General features: G+C 45.5%; 15 protein-coding genes. 12 read left to right on the top strand and 3 right to left on the bottom strand.

Annotation, left to right across the window (positions count from 1 at the left end):
• Positions 1 to 2: 2 nt before the first annotated feature.
• The 12 genes from ACP8HI_RS17665 to ACP8HI_RS17610 all read left to right on the top strand — a co-directional run bounded on the left by ACP8HI_RS17665 (position 3) and on the right by ACP8HI_RS17610 (position 17,388).
• Complete coding sequence (locus tag ACP8HI_RS17665) at positions 3 to 1,685, top strand: DUF4091 domain-containing protein (RefSeq protein ID WP_438347496.1); 1,683 nt, start codon at positions 3 to 5, stop codon at positions 1,683 to 1,685.
• A gap of 2 nt (positions 1,686 to 1,687) precedes the next feature.
• On the top strand, positions 1,688 to 7,288 hold the full coding sequence (locus tag ACP8HI_RS17660; RefSeq protein ID WP_438347495.1) for an S-layer homology domain-containing protein: 5,601 nt from the start codon (positions 1,688 to 1,690) through the stop codon (positions 7,286 to 7,288).
• Positions 7,289 to 7,568: 280 nt separating this feature from the next.
• Positions 7,569 to 9,317, top strand: a complete 1,749-nt coding sequence (locus ACP8HI_RS17655) for a glycoside hydrolase family 35 protein (RefSeq protein ID WP_438347494.1) — start codon at positions 7,569 to 7,571, stop codon at positions 9,315 to 9,317.
• A gap of 235 nt (positions 9,318 to 9,552) precedes the next feature.
• Entirely contained in the window at positions 9,553 to 10,593 is a 1,041-nt protein-coding gene (locus ACP8HI_RS17650; RefSeq protein ID WP_438347493.1) for a LacI family DNA-binding transcriptional regulator, read from the top strand.
• 110 nt (positions 10,594 to 10,703) lie between these two features.
• Positions 10,704 to 12,062: an ABC transporter substrate-binding protein gene (locus ACP8HI_RS17645; protein WP_438347492.1), complete on the top strand. Its 1,359-nt coding sequence runs from the start codon at positions 10,704 to 10,706 to the stop codon at positions 12,060 to 12,062.
• A 116-nt stretch (positions 12,063 to 12,178) separates the two neighbouring features.
• Positions 12,179 to 12,949 carry a carbohydrate ABC transporter permease gene (locus tag ACP8HI_RS17640; protein WP_438351886.1) on the top strand — a complete coding sequence of 257 codons (771 nt, stop codon included), beginning with the start codon at positions 12,179 to 12,181 and terminating at the stop codon, positions 12,947 to 12,949.
• A gap of 15 nt (positions 12,950 to 12,964) precedes the next feature.
• The gene (locus tag ACP8HI_RS17635; protein WP_438347491.1) at positions 12,965 to 13,849 is read left to right on the top strand and encodes a carbohydrate ABC transporter permease; all 885 of its coding nucleotides are present in this window, start codon (positions 12,965 to 12,967) and stop codon (positions 13,847 to 13,849) included.
• A gap of 34 nt (positions 13,850 to 13,883) precedes the next feature.
• Positions 13,884 to 14,342 carry a VOC family protein gene (locus ACP8HI_RS17630; protein ID WP_438347490.1) on the top strand — a complete coding sequence of 153 codons (459 nt, stop codon included), beginning with the start codon at positions 13,884 to 13,886 and terminating at the stop codon, positions 14,340 to 14,342.
• Positions 14,343 to 14,377: 35 nt separating this feature from the next.
• Entirely contained in the window at positions 14,378 to 14,854 is a 477-nt protein-coding gene (locus tag ACP8HI_RS17625) for a VOC family protein (RefSeq protein WP_438347489.1), read from the top strand.
• Positions 14,855 to 14,891: 37 nt separating this feature from the next.
• Positions 14,892 to 15,590: an SDR family NAD(P)-dependent oxidoreductase gene (locus tag ACP8HI_RS17620; protein WP_438347488.1), complete on the top strand. Its 699-nt coding sequence runs from the start codon at positions 14,892 to 14,894 to the stop codon at positions 15,588 to 15,590.
• Between the two features lie 35 nt (positions 15,591 to 15,625).
• Positions 15,626 to 16,294, top strand: coding sequence for a ThuA domain-containing protein (locus tag ACP8HI_RS17615; RefSeq protein ID WP_438347487.1), 669 nt, complete (start codon positions 15,626 to 15,628; stop codon positions 16,292 to 16,294).
• A gap of 23 nt (positions 16,295 to 16,317) precedes the next feature.
• A complete protein-coding gene (locus ACP8HI_RS17610; protein WP_438347486.1) occupies positions 16,318 to 17,388 on the top strand; it encodes an oxidoreductase in 1,071 nt (356 codons plus the stop codon).
• Between the two features lie 268 nt (positions 17,389 to 17,656).
• On the opposite strand, the gene ACP8HI_RS17605 is transcribed toward ACP8HI_RS17610, so the two are convergent.
• From ACP8HI_RS17605 to ACP8HI_RS17595, 3 genes are all read right to left on the bottom strand, one after another.
• Positions 17,657 to 17,920, bottom strand: coding sequence for a hypothetical protein (locus tag ACP8HI_RS17605; RefSeq protein WP_438347485.1), 264 nt, complete (start codon positions 17,918 to 17,920; stop codon positions 17,657 to 17,659).
• Positions 17,921 to 18,009: 89 nt separating this feature from the next.
• Positions 18,010 to 18,186: a YjfB family protein gene (locus ACP8HI_RS17600; RefSeq protein ID WP_438347484.1), complete on the bottom strand. Its 177-nt coding sequence runs from the start codon at positions 18,184 to 18,186 to the stop codon at positions 18,010 to 18,012.
• A gap of 54 nt (positions 18,187 to 18,240) precedes the next feature.
• Entirely contained in the window at positions 18,241 to 18,882 is a 642-nt protein-coding gene (locus ACP8HI_RS17595; protein ID WP_438351885.1) for a nitrite reductase, read from the bottom strand.
• Between the last annotated feature and the right edge of the window lie 3 nt (positions 18,883 to 18,885).

Below are 18,885 nucleotides of genomic sequence, written 5' to 3'. Positions count from 1 at the left end.
CGATGAATTCTCCACAGCTATTTCAGACGATGTTATTAAGTTCGTTGACTAAGGTATTCGCTGATGAGATGCCAAGCAATGAATTTTATAGTCGCGCATCTGCACTGTTCGGGGAGATGTTCTCCTTCCAAGTCGCGTACACCTCAGACACACTTCTAAAAAATATAGACATTGAGATAAAGTCATCTCTATCAGATCAAATACTGGTTAGATCCGTCGGTCTCGTCTCCTCGGAGATGCCTTGCTTCAATAACCATGATACGGATGTATTACGTACCACGCCGGGACTATATCCAGATCCATTATATAAGTTAGATGAGCAATCTGTTTCTGCGATCCCAGGACAATGGCGTTCGATATGGGTGACGATTGCATTGAATGAATGCGTGACGGATGCGGGAATTCATCCCATCCAGATCTTATTTCGATCATCTGAGGGACAGGTATTAGGGGAATCAGATGTATTCGAGTTAAACGTGATCCCTGCTACATTGCCGCCGCAACAGTTAATTCATACGGAATGGTTTCATGTCGATTGTCTTGCGACACAGTATGGTGTTGAAGTATTTAGTGAAGCGCACTGGGCCCTCATAGAACGTTATGCAGACACCATGGTTAAGCATGGCATGAATATGATATTGACCCCGTTGTTCACACCACCTTTGGACACAGCCATTGGCGGAGTACGTCCAACGGTTCAACTCGTGTCCGTGACGGCTGTAGGAGATAGCTATGAATTTGGATTTGATCTACTTACACGGTGGGTAACGATGTGCCGTCGACTTGGATTCAAATACTTTGAGTTTTCTCATTTATTCACACAATGGGGAGCGAAATGTGCACCGAAGATCATGGCAACTATTCAAGGGGAAGAGCAACATTTATTTGGCTGGGAGACAGATGCAACTTCAGCGGCGTATCGAGGTTTTTTAGATCAGTTTCTACCCTGCCTTGATCGGTATTTGAAGGAATATGGATTGGAACATCAAAGCTGGTTCCATATTTCAGATGAGCCAGATCAGGAACATTTAGAGTCGTACCGAGCTGCAAGTGAGATCATTCATAAGCATTTGTCAGGTTATCCAATTATGGATGCTTTGTCCGATTTGGAGTTGTATAAGCAGGGTTTGGTGAAAAGACCTATTCCAGCGAACAATCATATTGAACCGTTCTTGGAGCATCAAGTTCCAGACCTTTGGACGTATTATTGCTGCGCACAGGGTAAACAAGTATCGAACCGATTCTTTAATATGCCGTCTGCTAGAAATCGCGTGATTGGGTTTCAATTGTATAAATTCGGATTACAGGGCTTTCTGCACTGGGGTTACAACTTCTGGTATTCACAATATTCATTGAATCAGCAGATTGATCCGTACCGTACGACCGATGCGATGCATGCATTTCCTTCAGGGGATGCCTACTTGGTCTATCCAGGTCAAGAAGGTCCGATTGAATCGATTCGATTGGAAGTTCTTTATGAAGGGTTACAGGATTTGCGCGCATTAGAGTTACTTGAGCAGAAAATTGGCAAAGAACAGACAATAGCCATTATGGAAGAGGGTCTGAGTAATCCGCTGACGTTTGCCGAGTACCCAAGAGGTCATGGAGCGTGGCTGTTAGCGGCAAGAGAGCGGATTAATCAAGCGATACAAATCGAACAATATGAAGTTATTAAGGAGGAGTAGATTTGAAACTGGAACTCGCACGTAAAAGACTATCCCTTACCCTCGCCATGCTGATGGCGGTCACCAGTTATTCCTTCGCCCCACCCCTCGTGCAGGCGGCGCCCGATTCCGGCGGGGTTCTGTATGTCGGGAGGGATATTTACACCAATGCGACGGCAGAGGAACTAAAAAGAGCGATAGGATCCGGACATAGTGTGGACAATAAACCGGAGTTCCATGCGCTTTTGGACGGGTCGCCTGGCTTGGCGGACTTCACAAGGCCCAACATCCTTGACTGGATTCACTATGTCAGCAGGGACGGCGCCAATTCCGGAGAAAACTTGACCGGCGCCGCGAGCCAAGTGAAGCACGTCAAGAGCGAAGTGGAAGGAGACCGTTTGGACATCAACGGAGCCGACGGCTCGGCGAAAAACGGCGGCAACTATGCCGATTTAGGGCTATTCGGCCCCAAATACTCGGATGGGGTCATACTGTCTGGAGGCACCGAGGTAAACTCAACCGAGAACGTGAATATGCGCAGGGCGCATCCTACCTTTACTGGGACCAACGCCAACGCCACATTCACCGCGCCATCCGCGAACGGCGAGCCCCGTACGCTGGAGATTTATCTAGCCGTGAACGGCGGACAAAATGTGACCGCCACAGCTACCATGAACGGCGCTTCCGTGGCGGCGGTCCCTGCTTTTGATAGAAGAGTAGAAGATATCACCGCCAGTTCAAATGGCCTTACTGGGCTAAAATATGTGTTCACCTACACGGGTGACGAAAATGAGTATCCGCTGGTGGTTACATTTACTTTGGCTGCTGGCGACAACAAGGACTGGAGCAGCCTACGCCCCGTGGCCGCGTGCATCCTTGACGAGACTACAAACACCCTAGACGTGTCCGGCGGTACGGCGGCATATGAAAAACCGTTCAGCAAGCCGGGTGATACCAGCGAGTTCCTGTCGGGCTCAACCATTAAGCTAACCGCTGGCGACGCGCCGTTCGGCAAGGTGTTTGACGCATGGACAGGTGAGGATGCATCGCTGTTTGACAACCCAAACAGCGCCATGGCCACGTTCACCATGCCCAACCATCCCGTAAGCCTCACCGCTACATATAAGGACGCGGCGGCGAGAACCGTAACGGTGACCGGCGGCACAGTGGAGGAGGTCGGCGGGTCCAACACAGGCGAGAGCATTAGTGCCTATGTGGGCAGCACGATTACGCTTAAGGCCGGCACGCCGCCCGAAGGTCAAGGCTTTAAAAATTGGAAAATGATCAACGGCACTTCAGGCGTTTCGTTTGCCGATTCCAACGCTAGTACGACGACCTTCGTGATGCCTGACGCGGACGTGGAAATCGGCGTCGATTACCGTGTGAGAGGCACAGTTGAGCCGGGGATCAAGGACAATGAGGATTCCCTAACGGGCACGAAGAAGTACAACGACTACCTGTTCTCAAAATATTCCACGGGCGAACCAAGGAACCCGGTGGCCGGGACAACCTCGTTCTCCGACGTTTCCAACAACACCGCCGTTCCGGGCGTACCGAAGATTGACGACAATCTGAACGCCCCCAACGTCCTCGACTGGATGCGCTTTACCAACGACGGTACCGGCGAAAAAGTAAATCGAAAGGCCGACGCCGGCTTGCTGAATGCGAAATTCGCGGGCACGGTGAGCAGTACTCGCATCAACGGGCAGAACGAGGAGCGCAAAAATATTCGCCTGACCTATTTTGACGGCACAAGCCGGGCGGAGGACAGCAGCAGCTATAGCGTGGTGCGGACCGGGACGACGACCGCTGAGTTCACCGCGCCGTCCGTGGAGGGCATCGAGCGCACACTGGATGTGTATCTCACGTTCCAGGCGACAAATGCCCGGACGCTCACCATCAGCGCCACCATGCCCAAGCAGGGCGGTGGGAACTACAAGTACACCAAAACCGAGAGCTTGGTCAAAATGGACACTATCAGCAAGACCAGCGGGCGGTACGCCGCTAAGTTTTCGTTCACCTATGTGGGCGACGAGGGAGAAAATCCTCTGACCGTCAAGTTCTCCCTGAACAACACCAGTGGGAACATGGGTGTCCATGGCGTACGGCTCATCGAGGGAGCACCGGAGCCGCAGATCTACATGACCACGCCCGACCTAGACAATGACAAGTACGCGATTACCGTGCCTGACTCGCTGTTTCAGCGGCGTAATTTCCCTGTCAAGGTGGTTGACGCCACCGGCACCCTGGTGAACGACCCGACAGTCACCTATTCCTACGAGGGCGTGTCCTCCGATGTGGAGGGACAGACTGACATCACTGGTGTCATCATTGGAGATGACGGTATGCTGTATGTCCGCCCGGATACCGAGGCGTCGATGACGATTGCCGTCACTGCTTCCTCAACGGTGGATGGGATACCTATGTCCGTGACGCGCAACGTGCGAATCATCAAGAATGCCAACATTAAGGATTGGCCGACTCGTGATGTGGAGGATGGCCCCCTAGGCAAGAACGCCAACGACTGGGAGCCGTACTTCAATGATGAATTCAGCGGGCCCGAGCTGGATACCACCGCCTGGGTCCCGCAGTATCTGCAGAGCTGGGCGATCAACAAGGACAACAGCGAAGCCCAATATGAGTTCGTGCAAGATGAGACTGGTAACGGCTATCTGGCGCTGGGAGCCAAGGAACAGCGGCCCGACTTCTCAGAGGGCTTCACCGGTACCAACGATGGCGGCGACCAGCCCATCGTCGCGCTCACTTCGCGCGACCGCCATCACCAACACCTGCTGGAGGACGGACGTGGCGACGCCTTAGATCCGGACCTGCCCGATTTTGACGGCCTCGTGACCACCAAGTACGGCTACTTTGAGACCCGCCTGCGCCTGCCTAGCACCGGCGACGGTGCGCACTTCGCTTGGTGGATGGTCGGCGCGCAGGACGACTCGCACCCGACCCAAGCCTTGTCCGGACCGGAACCGACTAACACCAAGCATGGGGCCGGCACTGCGAAAGACATGTACGACTTCGGGCCCGGTGGCTGGGGTAACTACGTGTTCTACACCACCGACCAGGGCGTGGAGTATGACATTCTGGAGATCACGGCTGACAAGAACAGCCCCAACGGGGAATACAACCGCTGGCTACCAGTCATCCACAAGAATGGCTCCCGTTTATCACCGTCCAACCCTGCCAACGGGCGCTGGTGGGCTGGTTCTGACGTAAGCGCCACGCCTAACCCGGCGACAAGCCCTTACGGACGGTATGATTACACCAAACACACCGAGGACGGCTACACCGGGGGCCGCGATGCGTACCAGGAGTTTCACGTATACGGCTTTGAGTGGGACGAAACCGGCACTAGGATGTACCTCGACGGCCATCTGGTCTATGCCTCCAGCCGCACCGCCGACTACCGCATGCTGACGATTCTCAGCATCTATCTGGGACGCAATGGTGAGGGCGACGGATACGGGCACGACCACGGCTACTGGCCTAAGGAAGCCATGTTCGACTACTTCCGTATTTACAAAAAGAAGGATCCGGTTCCCACCTCTATCGTGATCAACGGCCTGCAGGACGCGGAAGGAAACCCCGTGGAAGGCCGCTACAACACCTCGTGGGACTACTTTAAGCAGGACTCGACCGTTAACCTGTCCGCGACGGTGCTGGATCAGTTCGGAGTACCTTATGACATCTCCGGCGATCCGAACCTGTCCATCAAGTGGCGTTTCTCCAACGACATCGGCGGCTCGAAGCAGCTGACGGGCGGAACCGTGGATCTGGTTGGCGCGGCCAAAGTGACCTATCCCGCGAATTACAGCGCGACCACAATGACCGGCCTTACCCTGGATGCTGATACCGGTTTGCTGACCGTCGCGGCCGACGCCACCAAGAACCAGGACATCTTCCTGACCGCCTATCTGACCGATTCTAACGACCAAAGCGGCTACTTCGGTGGAAAACTCACGGTCACCAGCGATAACGCGGCCAATGAAACGAAGCGCAACCGGGGCAAGATCCAGGAGACCAAACACATCAAGGTTTCCGACGAAGTGTCCAAGCCGCATCGAATCTTCTTTGATAACCCTGTGATGACCATTGCGCCGGGCGAGACTCTCAGCGTTACGGCCACAGTGTATGATCAGTACAACAACCCGATGCCCGACCAGCCCCTCAGGTACGTCCTTACCAAAGACGTCACGCTCCGAGAGACAGTGGACCTGAGCCTCAGCGGCATAACCCTGACCGGCAGCGATCTGACCGCCGAGTCAAACGCCGAGCTAGGCAAACAAATCATGGTTCGGGCTCAGATGGACGACAATGTGTACCAGAACCTGGCGCTGAAGGTGGAAGGTACACCCCTTGAAGATACAACAGCACCAACATGGCCAGCAGATGCAGCGTTAACAGCAACAAATGTACAAGCAACGAGCTTGAAACTGAACTGGCCAGAAGCAAGTGATAATGTAGGAGTAACAGGCTACACGATCTATAAAGGTGAAGAGGAACTGGAGACAGTAACTGAATTAAGCTTTGCTGTAACAGGACTAACGGCGGAAACCGACTATACGTTTACAGTAGTAGCAACGGATGAAGCGGGTAATAGTAGTGAAGGATTGACTAAAACAGTCACAACACCTGAAGCATCAGTAGATCCGGAACCAGAAGATACCGAAGCACCAACCTGGCCAGCAGGCGCCGAATTAACAGCTTCACAAGTTGGAAAGACAAGCATTACGCTTTCTTGGACAGCAGCAACAGATAACATTGCTGTAACTAACTACAAGCTTTATATGACTGGCAAAGAACCTGTTGCATTAGGTAATGTGACAAGCTACGAAGTCAGCGGTTTATCCCCTAACACAACTTATACATTTAAAGTTGAAGCGGGAGATGAAGCAGGAAACTGGAGTACAGAAGGTCCGAGTAATACTGTAACGACTGAAGCTAACTCTTCAGGCGGCGGTGATTGGAAACCATCTCCTGATCCATCACCGACACCAAAACCAGATGGTGATAAGCCAACAGGACCAGCTAAACCAACGGAACCAGTGAAACCTACTGAGCCTGAAACACCTAAAGTAGATTTTACTGATATCGCAGATCACTGGGCGAAAGCTTCCATTGAAAAATCAATTGAACTTGGTTTTGTAAGTGGTTATGAGGATGGAACTTTCAGACCGAATGATAGTGTAACACGTGGTGAGTTAGCCATAATGCTAGCAAGAGCGCTGAAATTAGAGCAAATTCATACAGAGTTTGGTTTTGCTGATCAAGACCAAACACCGGTATGGGCACAACCATTCATTCAAGCACTTGCTAAAGCAGGATATATTTCAGGCTATGAAGATGGCTCGTTCCGTTCGAATAATGAAATCACAAGAAGTGAGTTAGTTGCTATTATTGTTCGTGCACTGGATCTTGGAGTCAATCTAAATGTAACAATTTCGTTTAAAGATGCAGCTCAAGTTCCAGTATGGGCCAAACCTTATGTAGCAGTTGCAGAAGAAGCAGGCTTAATTAAGGGGAATGGGGATGGTAAAATTAATCCCAATGCTACTACAACCAGAGCTGAAGCAGTCACGTTAATTTTAACAATGCTAGACTATGCAAAATAAGTTTTAGGAAGCAATAAACAATAAAGCCGCAGTATTTTTTAGCTGTGGCTTTATTGCTGTGTGCCACGCATGGCGATTAATTTGGCGGTGAAAATCCGTTGTGTGTGAAGGCTGTAGTTACCAACCACTACCCAAAAGCAAGTGTGTCCATCGCGAGGTGGTTCGCTGTATATCCGAGGAATCATGGAGCGTGGCTATTAGCGGTGAGAGAGTGGATCAATCAAGCATTAGCACATCATTATGCTTAAGTAATCACACTGATTTACAAGGGGGAGAGAACATGGCTACTTTTCATTATTCCGGATCATCCTTTTATTATAACGACCAGCCGATAAGACTCATTTCGGGAGCTATCCATTATTTTCGTACCGTACCGGAGCATTGGCAAGATCGTCTCCTAAAGTTAAAAGCTTGTGGGTTCAATACGGTTGAGACCTATGTACCGTGGAATTTACACGAGCCGAAGAAAGGTCAATTTCAATTTGAAGGCATGGCGGATATCGTGCGATTTATTGAACAGGCAGGAGAGTTGGGCTTGCATGTGATTGTGCGTCCTGCGCCTTATATTTGTGCAGAATGGGAATTTGGAGGTTTACCATCTTGGTTGCTGGCAGATTCGGATATGCGTCTTCGTTGCTATCATCAGCCGTTCCTAGATCATGTTGATGCTTATTATGATGTATTACTTCTGAAATTAAAACCGCTGTTATGCACAAATGGTGGGCCTATCATTGCACTCCAGATTGAGAATGAATATGGTAGCTATGGTAATGACAAACGTTATTTGATTTATTTAAAAGAAAGCATGATATCTCGTGGGATGGATGTCCTGTTATTCACCTCCGATGGACCTGAAGACTCGATGCTTCAAGGGGGGATGATCCCTGGTGTTTTGGAAACTGTGAACTTTGGCTCACGGGCAGTAGAAGCTTTTGAGAAGCTACGAGAATATCAGCCCGATGCGCCAGTCATGTGCATGGAATACTGGAATGGTTGGTTTGACCATTGGCGTGAGGAGCACCATACGCGTCCTGCCGAAGATGTCGCCAATGTATTGGATGAAATACTTGATCTGAATGGGTCCGTTAATTTCTATATGTTCCACGGTGGAACCAACTTTGGCTTCTTCAACGGAGCGAACGGTCATACGTTTGATAGTTATGAGCCTACGACTACAAGTTATGACTATGATGCGTTGTTGAATGAATCTGGTGAACCGACGCCTAAGTATTATGCAGTTCGTGAGGTCATCTCGAAATATGTGGAGCTCGGAGCATGTGAATTACCAGCCCCTATCGCTAAGAAAGCATATGGACGGGTCGATATGACAGAGCAAGCTTCATTAACGGTGAACTTGGACCGCATATCAGCACCTATTCACTCTGCATACCCTGAGACGATGGAGAAATTGGGTCAGGATTATGGATTTATTCATTATAGTACATTCATTACAGGACCACGTCCGAAAGATGAATTCTTCATACAAGATTTGCATGACCGTGCACAAGTCTTTCTGAATGGGCAGTTGGTGGGAACGCTAGATCGTGCCGAGCCAGAAGTGAAATTAGAATTCGATGTTCCGGCTGAAGGGCTACATGTAAGTATACTTGTGGAGAACTTAGGGCGTGTCAACTATGGTCCTTTTATGAAAGATCGAAAAGGGATTACCGAAGGAGCACGTTATGGTCGACAGTTCTTGTCAGATTGGACGACGTATACGTTGCCGTTCACGGATTTATCGGGTCTTGTATTTGAAGGTCTTTCTGAACAAGTAGATCCTAGCTTCTTCCGAGGAACCTTAGTTGTGGACGAGCCTTGTGATACGTTCTTGAACATGAAGGGCTGGACCAAAGGGGTTGTGTTCATCAATGGATTTAATCTAGGACGCTATTGGAATATCGGACCGCAGCAAACATTGTATGTACCGGGTCCTTTGTTAAAGGAAAGCAACAATGAGATCGTGATCTTTGAATTGTATGGAGCTACGGATTATTCTGTTACCTTCGTGGATCAACCCGAGTTAGGATAGGATGTAGGATAGAATAACCTGTGGAGTATTTATATTCCGCAGGTTGTTTCTGTTGTAATGAACTACTTTATATCCTGAATTTCCGAGTAAAGGTAGAATGAGTTAAATAAAACGGTCGCCAATATTCGCCATCATTTTTAACGCGTGTTTATTTTTTTGTAATGGGGTTGACTTTAATGTTTACTGGCAATATAATCATTTATATAAACACGTGTTTATGAAAGAAGGTTAGGCAGTGAAGAATACCGAGATCAATAGTACTGAAATTGCTAGGCTGGCTGGTGTATCGCGAAGCACGGTAAGCCGAGTGATTAATAACTACCCTAATGTACCTACAAAAACAAGAGAAAAAGTAATGCAAGTCATTGAGAAATATCAATATGTTCCTAATTTATCTGCACAAATCATGGCAGGGAAAAGAACAAGAACGATCGGATTGTTCCTGAAATCGACGGGACTCGTATCCAACGATATGTTAACTAACATGCTGATCACTCGCGTGATCGAGAGTGCCTCTCTTCGTGGCTATTATGTGCTTACCCACATTATGCGTACCAAAACCGATGAAGAAGAAGCTCGCATAGTCAAAGAAACGTTTCAACAAAGGAGAATTGATGGGGGCATATTTATCGGGGCTGCTAACCATGAGCCGCTAATTGAAGAGTTGATCGGTGAAGGGTACTTGGTAGGTATTGTCGACCAAAATTCGCTTGGGCGAACTGAGTCTAATCGGATCGTTAGCAATTTCGACAATATTACTGGGATGCGACTAGGTGTAGATTATTTAGTAAGCATGAATCATCGCAAGATTGCTTTTATTAAAGGGGATCCACTACGTTGGTCAGGTCCTGAGAAATATGAGGGATTCATGCAAGCGATGGCGGCCCATTATCTTCCTGTGAATGGGGAATGGATTATTCCTGGTGATTTCTCGGAAGAAGGCGGTTATCGTGCTACGAAGGAATGGTTAGGAACGGTTAGCGAATTGCCAACGGCTATATTTTCTGTTAATGACAGTGTAGCATTCGGTGCACTGCGTGCACTTAATGAAGCGGGAATTCAAGTGCCTGAACAAATTTCCTTGTTAGGATTTGATGATCACGTTTTAAGTTCACGTATTAATCCTGCTCTAACGACCATTCATGTGGACTTTTATGAAATGATGGAGAACTTGACGGATGCGATGATCCAGAGTATTGAGAAGGGTCCGCAGCAATTCCAGAAATTTATTGCTAAGACATCTTTAGTGGTTAGGGATTCTTGCCGAGCAATTTAAGGCAAAATCCCTAACGGATCGTTTTATTTTAAGTATTTGTGAACACGTGTTTATTACCATTTTTATGTTATTTATTATTTCATTCTATTTTGAAAGAAGGTAATATGAACATGAAGAAAATGTTGATGATGTGTTTAATATTAACGTTAAGTTTAGGTACCCTACTCACTGCTTGTGGTGGCAAGGAAAAGTCGGCTTCAGGAGGTACAAATGAACCATCTGAAACTAGCGAAAAGTCTGATGGAACAACTGGAAATTTAACTTATTGGTATCCTTGGGGCGGAGATTCCGAGAAGTGGGATCAATGGCGTATGGATGAATTCAAGAAGCTGTATCCTGATGTTAACTTGAAATCGACTTACGTTCCACCTGATGGCGGCATATCTAATGGTAAGCTATTAGCAGCCATTTCAGGGAAGAACCCACCAGATTTGATTATTACAAATGAATATGCAAGCGCTTACGGACTTGCTGCTCAAGGAGCACTAATGCCGATTGACGATCTTCTCGATTCAGTTGGTTTTAAACAAGATGAGATATTAGACGCCTATAAAGACTTGATGACCTATGATGGCAAAACATATTTATTTCCGGAAGATTCTAATGTAAATCTGTTGTATTACAATGTAGATTTGTTTATAGAGGCAGGATTGGATCCAGATAATCCGCCGCAAACGATTGAAGAACTGGATGCCGCAGCAGAGAAGTTGTCCAATGTAGAGGGTAACAAAATCGATCGACTTGGTTTTATTCCTTGGCTAGATGCTGGGGATGAAGCATATATGTGGGGTTATATTTTCGGAGCTGATTTCTATGATTCTGCCACGGCCCAAGTGAAGTTGGACGATCCAAAGCTTATCGCGATGTACAATTGGATGAATGAATATGCTAAGAAATATAATCCAGAGAAGATCAAATCGTTCTCATCAGGATTCGGAGGTGCATTCTCACCAGATCACCCGTTCTTCAATGGTAAAGTTGCGATGACCGTAAACGGCAACTGGTTCGCTAATGCACTTAAATTATATTCACCGGATCTCAATTATCGTGTGACGGCTATTCCTGCTCCAGAAGGTGGTCGAAGTAAATCATCTAACTTTGGTACGAATGTGTTTATGATTCCTAAAGGTGCAAAAAATCCAGAAGCAGCTATGAATTTCATTATGTTCGGTGTGAAACCGGAAATTATGGCTGATAACATCAATGAATGGAGATCTCTATCCATCTATAAAGCTCCAAATGACGCGATCAAATGGGATAAGGAAGGTGACGAAGTATATAAAGTTGTCCGTGAAGTAGCTGGTTCACCAGAGTCCGGACATCCAGCGTTAACTTCTATAGGTAAAGAAATGTCTAATGAAATGATGCTTTTGCGAGATAGCGTGATTTACAACGATAATGATCCTGCTCCGCTCTTGAAGAAAGCACAAGAGAAACTTCAAGAGACAGTTGACAAACAGAAGAAGTAAAAGGTGTCTCAACGTCAACTTACATTGCTTTAAAGGAGGGAACTCTTATCATAGCGAAAAACAAGCGCGAGCGCATAGAAACGATCATTATCTATATTATTCTTACCTTGTTGGCAGTGGCTTTTATTATTCCTTTTCTTTGGCTTGTATCAGGCTCCTTGAAAAGTAACACGGAACTATTTGCTGACCCACCGGTGTGGATTCCAGCTCATCCACAGTGGTCCAATTATGTGACAGCATTTCAACAGTTTCCGTTTATGCTTTATTTAAAGAATACGCTTTATATATGTCTGATGACAGTGGTTGGAAGTTTGGTCTCTAACACACTAGTCGCTTATGGCTTTTCTCGGATCGAGTGGAAGGGTCGTAATACGTTGTTTATCTTTGTGCTAGCAACGATGATGTTACCCTTCCAAGTAACGATGATTCCATTGTTCGTGTTATTTCAGGATTTGGGATGGATAGGTACGTTTAATCCACTTATCATCCCAGCCTTTTTTGGGAACGCTTACTTCATTTTCTTGCTGAGACAATTCTTTATAGGGATTCCTACCGAACTAACGCAGTCTGCCAAGGTAGATGGAGCCAGTGAATTTCGTATTTACTGGCAGCTTATACTACCGTTATCACTGCCAGTAGTTATGACAGTAGCAATCTTTGCATTTACGAGAGCATGGAGTGACTTTATCGGGCCACTTGTATTTTTGAACGATAACAATCTGTACACGCTTTCACTTGGAATACAACAAATTATGTCTGTGAATGACCCACGCTGGAGCTTACTTATGGCGGTTGGTGTGAGTATGACATTGCCCGTACTTGTTATTTTCTTTCTTCTTCAAAAATACTTTATCCAAGGTATCACCTTTACCGGAATTAAAGGGTAGGAGGGATGAACAATTATGCGTCACAGAATAGAACATATTAATTTGCGGAATGGGCTGTTGTTCGTCTCTCCGTGGATTGTCGGATTTCTCTTCTTTACTGCTTACCCACTGCTTAGTTCTTTATATTACTCTCTTACAGATTACAATATAATTAGTGAACCTGAATGGGTGGGACTAGACAATTATATAACCCTATTGACTTCGGATACTATGTTTTACAAAGTGCTAACGAACACGCTTTATATGATTTTCGTAGGGATAACAACCATTACGATTGGCGCTATATTGATATCGATTCTGTTGAACAGCAAACGGATACGTGGAATGTCCATATTTCGGGTTATATTTTTTCTTCCTACATTAGTACCGTTGGTCGTCCTATCTGTTTTATGGATATGGGTTCTTCAACCGGATGCTGGTGTTGTAAACACAGTGCTTGGGTTCTTAGGTCTTGACGGACCGGGATGGTTTGCTAGCCCAAGCTGGTCAAAACCAGGGCTTATTTTACTAGGATTCTGGGGCGCAGGTAATATGATTATTATTTATTTGGCTGGGTTACAAGGAATATCAGATTCCCTGTATGAATCTGCTTCCTTGGATGGGGCAGGCCCGATTAGACAAATGTGGAGTATTACTCTTCCTATGTTAAAACCTGCAATTGTGTTTAATGTGATTACAGGAGTGATTGGCACACTACAATCTTTTGCCGAAGCTTTTATCATTACTGAGGGTGGGCCTGACGGATCTACAACGTTCTATTCGTTATATTTGTATCAGAATGCTTTTCAGTATGCCAAAATGGGTTACGCTTCAGCGATGGCTTGGATTCTACTCATTATTTCACTACTTATTACCTTAGCTCTATTCAAACTCTCCAACGGGTTTGGTTCAGAAGAGTAATAATAATTAACTAATCTAAAGGAGACTCATAACTATGGAAAAGAATATTTTAGGAACACAAATCGTGACACAAATCGGGATCATCGTCAAAGATATCGAAAAGGTATCACAAGCTTATGCTGATTTCTTTGGCATTGAGACACCCAAATGGTTTTTGACCGATTCGCTGGAAGTAACACAGGCTGAATATAAAGGTCAACCTGCAGAAGCACGGTCTAAGCTCGCTTTTATCGATTGTGGTCAGCTTCAAATTGAATTGATCGAGCCCGATGAGAATCCGAGCACATGGCGTGAATTCCTTGATGAGCATGGAGAAGGGGTGCATCATATTGCATTCATGATCAATGGGATGAAGGAAAAAGTTATGTTGCTTGAGAAGAATGGTATGCCGTTGATTCAGAAAGGTGAATATACAGGAGGACGTTATGCATACGTGGACACCACGGATCACTTGAAAGTGCTCATTGAATTGCTTGAGAACGATAACAACTAAACATACAGTCTGTTTACGAGAGGATGGATTGCAAAATGAATCATATATCAAACAACCATTTGCTGAAAATGGGAATCATTGTAGATGACATAGAAAAGGCAGCTAAACATTATTGCGATCTGTTTGGTATGGAAATGCCCCCTATCAGTGTGCCAGATCCTAATCATTCAGCGGAACCGACGGATAGCTCTTATACTTGGCAACGTGGGGAGTTACGTCCGACACGCACGAAGATGTGCGTCCTGAATATGGGACCTATGGTGCTAGAACTACTAGAACCTTATGATGAGCCCAGCCCTTGGAATGAGTTCAAGCAAGCTCATGGCACAGGAGTTCATTTTATAATGTTCTCGGTGGATGGGTTTAATGAACATATTGAATTTTTGGATAAACAGGGATATCCGCTTAATCACAAGGGAGAATACGGATCGGGTAGGTACGCGTATTTTGATTCAGAGGATAAGCTTAACGTCACATTAGGGATACAAGAACTGGGTCCGAAGCAGGATTAATGATATTGGAAATCTGAAAGGAGGCTGACTTTACCCCATGAGAATATTGATCACAGGTGCTGGAAAAGGATTGGGGTATGCCACAGTCCGTGAGGCATTGTTTCGCGGACATGATGTCATAGCTGGAATCAGAAACCTAGAACGAGATTCCGAACATATTCGTGAACTACACTCTGACAGGGGTACACTTACTATTGTTCCCCTGGATGTAACGAAAGAGAATACGATCGTTCAGGCAAAAGCAATCATTGAGTCCGAAATGGGCCATATTGATGCCGTTGTGAACAACGCAGGTATTTTAATTGCCCGTGATGCTACTGTTGAAACTTTGGATTTCGCAGATATGGAGCAGACGATGCATACTAATTTATACGGTCCAATGCAGATGATTAAGCATTTCTTGCCGCTACTTCGTCTTAGCGAGCAGCCTTGCATAATCAATGTGAGTTCCGAAGCAGGTTGTTTCAATGGCGCTTATGGTGGGGATTTCCCTTATGCGATCTCCAAGAATGCTCTATCTTTCTTCTCCGCTCAAATAAAGAATGCATTGAAGTCTGAAGGGTTCAGTGTAATTTCACTTCACCCCGGGTGGATACGCACGCCAATGGGCGGAGATCAAGCTCCAGGTGATCCACAGCATACTGCGTCTGGGATACTAGATATGATCGAACGGAAAGTGAAGTTGCCGGAGGATGCTTGGATGGTTGATCACAAAGGTCAACCGATGCCTTTCTAACCTATGTTCAAAAGACTGAAAGGGGCTTTATTGAAATGAAAAAAGTGCTAGCTGTTGTTGGGGACTTTTACCATAACTGTGACCTGATCCAGCAATCGCTGAATGACATTCTCTCTCCGCTAATGGCGGAGGGGGTTGTTCAGCTTGAATATTGTGAAACCAGGTTGATAAGTGAATCACTTAAGGAGAAACCAGATATTGTTATTCTATTTGCTGAAGACCGAGTAGATCCTCAGAACGAACCTGAACTGCGTTGGATGACTCCGGAAATATCTAAGCAAATTGCAGAATATGTAGATCAAGGTGGAGCCTGGATTGCTTGGCATGCCGGAATGGCCTCTTATGATGAGGATAGCGAATATGTAAAAATGCTACGGGGATTTTTTGTCCATCATCCATCAGAAAATATTGAAGTTACGTATCATCCAGTTGTAAACAAGTCTATTCCGGGGACAGAGACTTCAAGTGAAGTGTTCTCATTTCTTGATGAGCATTATTTTGTGGAATGCGATGAATCAAATACGAATATATTCTTACGTTCCAGTTCGCAGGATGGAGAAGCACCAGCGGGATGGTTTCATACTTACGGGCAGGGGCGCGTTGGATGTATTACCCCGGCTCATCGAGCTGAGGGTCTACTTCATCCGTCATTCATTCTTTGTATGCGTGATTTATTTGGCTGGGTTGCTAAGCTGACCGAGTAGAAGGATGATGCTCATGCTTGTTCATGATCAAGAAAGGAGGTGCTAGTGTGGGTGAATCTATTAAGGTGGGATTGATTGGTTATGGCATGTCAGGTCGGGTCTTTCATGCACCATTGATCTCGGCTACACGTGGACTTGAGCTTACTGCAATATCTTCTCGTTCAGCGCAGCAAGCTCATCAACGTTATGAAGGGCTTAGAACTGAGCAAGAAGCAGAGGCGATAATTGAAGATCCGTCACTGTCGCTCATTGTGATTGCAACACCGAATACAAGCCATGCACCTCTCATTGAGCAAGCTCTATTAGCAGGTAAGCATGTTGTTGTCGACAAACCATTCACAATTACTTCGGCAGAGGCTGAGCGATGTATAGAAATTGCATGTAAACAAGGTAAGCTACTCAGCGTATTCCATAATCGGCGGTGGGATGCTGATTATGCAACGATGAAACAAGTGATCGATCAGAACAAGATGGGCCGCGTGGTAGAATATGAATCTCATTATAACAGATTTACCCCGCGTATTGATCCAGAGGAGTGGCGGAATGAAGCGCGACAGGGTTCAGGGGTATTGTACGATCTAGGATCTCATCTTATTGATCAGGCACTGCAATTATTTGGTTGGCCTTTGCATGTGACTGCAGATATACGGATGCAGCGGGATCATGCTGTGGTGGATGATTATTTCATGTTGTGTCTTGATTACGATGACGTTAAAGTGATCTTGAAAGCAGGTTGTCTTGTTGGAGAGGCAGGTCCGCGCTTTATTGTACATGGGACAGAAGGATCTTTTGTGAAATATGGAATTGATCCGCAAAGCGATGCTCTAGAGCAGGGGCAAACCCCAAATGACCCTAATTGGGGGCAAGAATCCGAGTCGGCATGGGGTATACTTAATATGATGATAGATGGACTTCAGATTCGAGAACGTATCCCGAGTATACCTGGAAGTTATCAAGTGTACTACGCTAATATAAGGGACTGTATTTTGAATGGTAGTGATCCCTTGGTGAAACCAGAAGAAGCGCTTCAAGTGATTCGAATCATTGAAGCGGCAATGGAGAGCAGCAGAAATAAAGTTTCAATCATGTTATAAAGTTCATGATGTAATTAATACATCAAAGACGCTGGTATAATAGTGTTTAAAAGGCTCTCGTGAGAGAGCCTTTTTGAATTAAATCATATAAAAGTCATATTCTCTGCTAAAGATAATATATTTCTTTCGATATGCGAGTATCAATGAACATACTGTGGATACCTGGAAGAGACTCTAAACCTCGCTTTTTAATGTCCATATAATGAATCCAAATCTTTAAGCGATGGGAAACATCTTCAATGGTAATCTGATGTGGTACTGTCGCTCCTCATCTATGTTTCAATCCCTCCAAATCAGCTTCAAGCTTGAGTTGCCGCCGAATCAAAATGTCGATGCCGTGCTGAGGATTGTTTATGAAGACTTCAAATTTAGCATGTTCTTTATATTCTAGATTTGATGATCTAATAGGAGAATAGTCGGTTGTGCGTTCGAGCAAATAATCTTTGTAAATATCAAGGGTATCAGCAAGGTCTTTCTGTATGAGGTTCTTTGTTTCTCGTAGATACTTAATACGATCTCCCAAGTATTGCATAGGCACTCCTCATTAACAGTTTAATAAGTTAATAGCTAGTCAACAGTATGTAAGGAGAGACAGAAGATCTCTCCAAGAGACTTACCTTACTACGCTTTGATATCGATAGTACCACCCAGATTGGGTTGCACGCTTTGTTCCAACATTTTAATGAAATCTTGTGTATTTCCAGCAGCTTGATCTGTTGACATTTTTAGAATGGATATACCAACGGCTTGTTTTAAATTGTTTTGGGCTAGTCCAATGGATAGTGCAGCAATGTCCATGTTCTCTACCTCCTAGTTAATTGAATGAACTACATTAATGTTATCGGTACATTGCTACTGAAAGATAAATAAAGGGAGGAGTTGCTGTTTTAAATTGTCAAAGCCATAGCGATTAATAAATTTGAAGAAGGATTCTCTTCGTTTTCCATTTTCTGCGTAGAAATCTATTATTTTATCAACTATTTCATATAGTTCTTCTGGATTCAGTTGCTCCATAAATAGAGTGCCTACTGTCGCATTTAGCCCTTTGGCATTTCCACCAATATATAAATCATAGCCCTGTTTCACTTTCATGACTCCGATATCATTGACTAACGGTTCTCCGCAGCCAATTGGACAGCCTGTATAAGCGGGACGAAGTGTAAATGGAACGGGTTTTCCGGCAATTCGGTTATTTAGTTCAATAGCAACGGGCATCCCTTCTTTCTCAGCACCTTTACAGAAGTTACAGTGTCGCAGGCTTTTAACATAATTCCCGACTGGGTAACAGAACAAGCCAACATCATTGAATTTGCTTGTAATGAATTCTACATTACTTTCTAACACTTCAATGTATAACTGCTGAAATGTTGTTAATTCTAATTCTTGGTCCTCTAAATATTCAGCAAGTACCAGAAGTTGTTGTGCATTTAATTTAGAACCAAAAGCAATCCCACCATTGACGGCTAATTTCACCTTTTTTTCTGTATCAATCATCAT

The sequence above is a fragment of the Paenibacillus sp. FA6 genome (genome assembly GCF_051550225.1).
In the GTDB taxonomy this organism is placed as follows: Bacteria; Bacillota; Bacilli; order Paenibacillales; family Paenibacillaceae; genus Paenibacillus_AQ.
The sequence above is the reverse complement of the archived record's forward strand: the minus strand, read 5'-3'. Positions and strand labels throughout refer to the sequence as shown.

What these genes read in the sequence shown, in the direction of transcription:
- ACP8HI_RS17665 (WP_438347496.1), top strand. Translation starts at nt 3, where the DNA reads ATGAATTCTCCACAGCTATTTCAGACGATGTTATTAAGTTCGTTGACT.
- ACP8HI_RS17655 (WP_438347494.1), top strand. Translation starts at nt 7,569, where the DNA reads ATGGCTACTTTTCATTATTCCGGATCATCCTTTTATTATAACGACCAG.
- ACP8HI_RS17645 (WP_438347492.1), top strand. Translation starts at nt 10,704, where the DNA reads ATGAAGAAAATGTTGATGATGTGTTTAATATTAACGTTAAGTTTAGGT.
- ACP8HI_RS17635 (WP_438347491.1), top strand. Translation starts at nt 12,965, where the DNA reads ATGCGTCACAGAATAGAACATATTAATTTGCGGAATGGGCTGTTGTTC.
- ACP8HI_RS17630 (WP_438347490.1), top strand. Translation starts at nt 13,884, where the DNA reads ATGGAAAAGAATATTTTAGGAACACAAATCGTGACACAAATCGGGATC.
- ACP8HI_RS17625 (WP_438347489.1), top strand. Translation starts at nt 14,378, where the DNA reads ATGAATCATATATCAAACAACCATTTGCTGAAAATGGGAATCATTGTA.
- ACP8HI_RS17620 (WP_438347488.1), top strand. Translation starts at nt 14,892, where the DNA reads ATGAGAATATTGATCACAGGTGCTGGAAAAGGATTGGGGTATGCCACA.
- ACP8HI_RS17615 (WP_438347487.1), top strand. Translation starts at nt 15,626, where the DNA reads ATGAAAAAAGTGCTAGCTGTTGTTGGGGACTTTTACCATAACTGTGAC.
- ACP8HI_RS17610 (WP_438347486.1), top strand. Translation starts at nt 16,318, where the DNA reads ATGATCAAGAAAGGAGGTGCTAGTGTGGGTGAATCTATTAAGGTGGGA.
- ACP8HI_RS17605 (WP_438347485.1), bottom strand. Translation starts at nt 17,920, where the DNA reads ATGCAATACTTGGGAGATCGTATTAAGTATCTACGAGAAACAAAGAAC.
- ACP8HI_RS17600 (WP_438347484.1), bottom strand. Translation starts at nt 18,186, where the DNA reads ATGGACATTGCTGCACTATCCATTGGACTAGCCCAAAACAATTTAAAA.
- ACP8HI_RS17595 (WP_438351885.1), bottom strand. Translation starts at nt 18,882, where the DNA reads ATGATTGATACAGAAAAAAAGGTGAAATTAGCCGTCAATGGTGGGATT.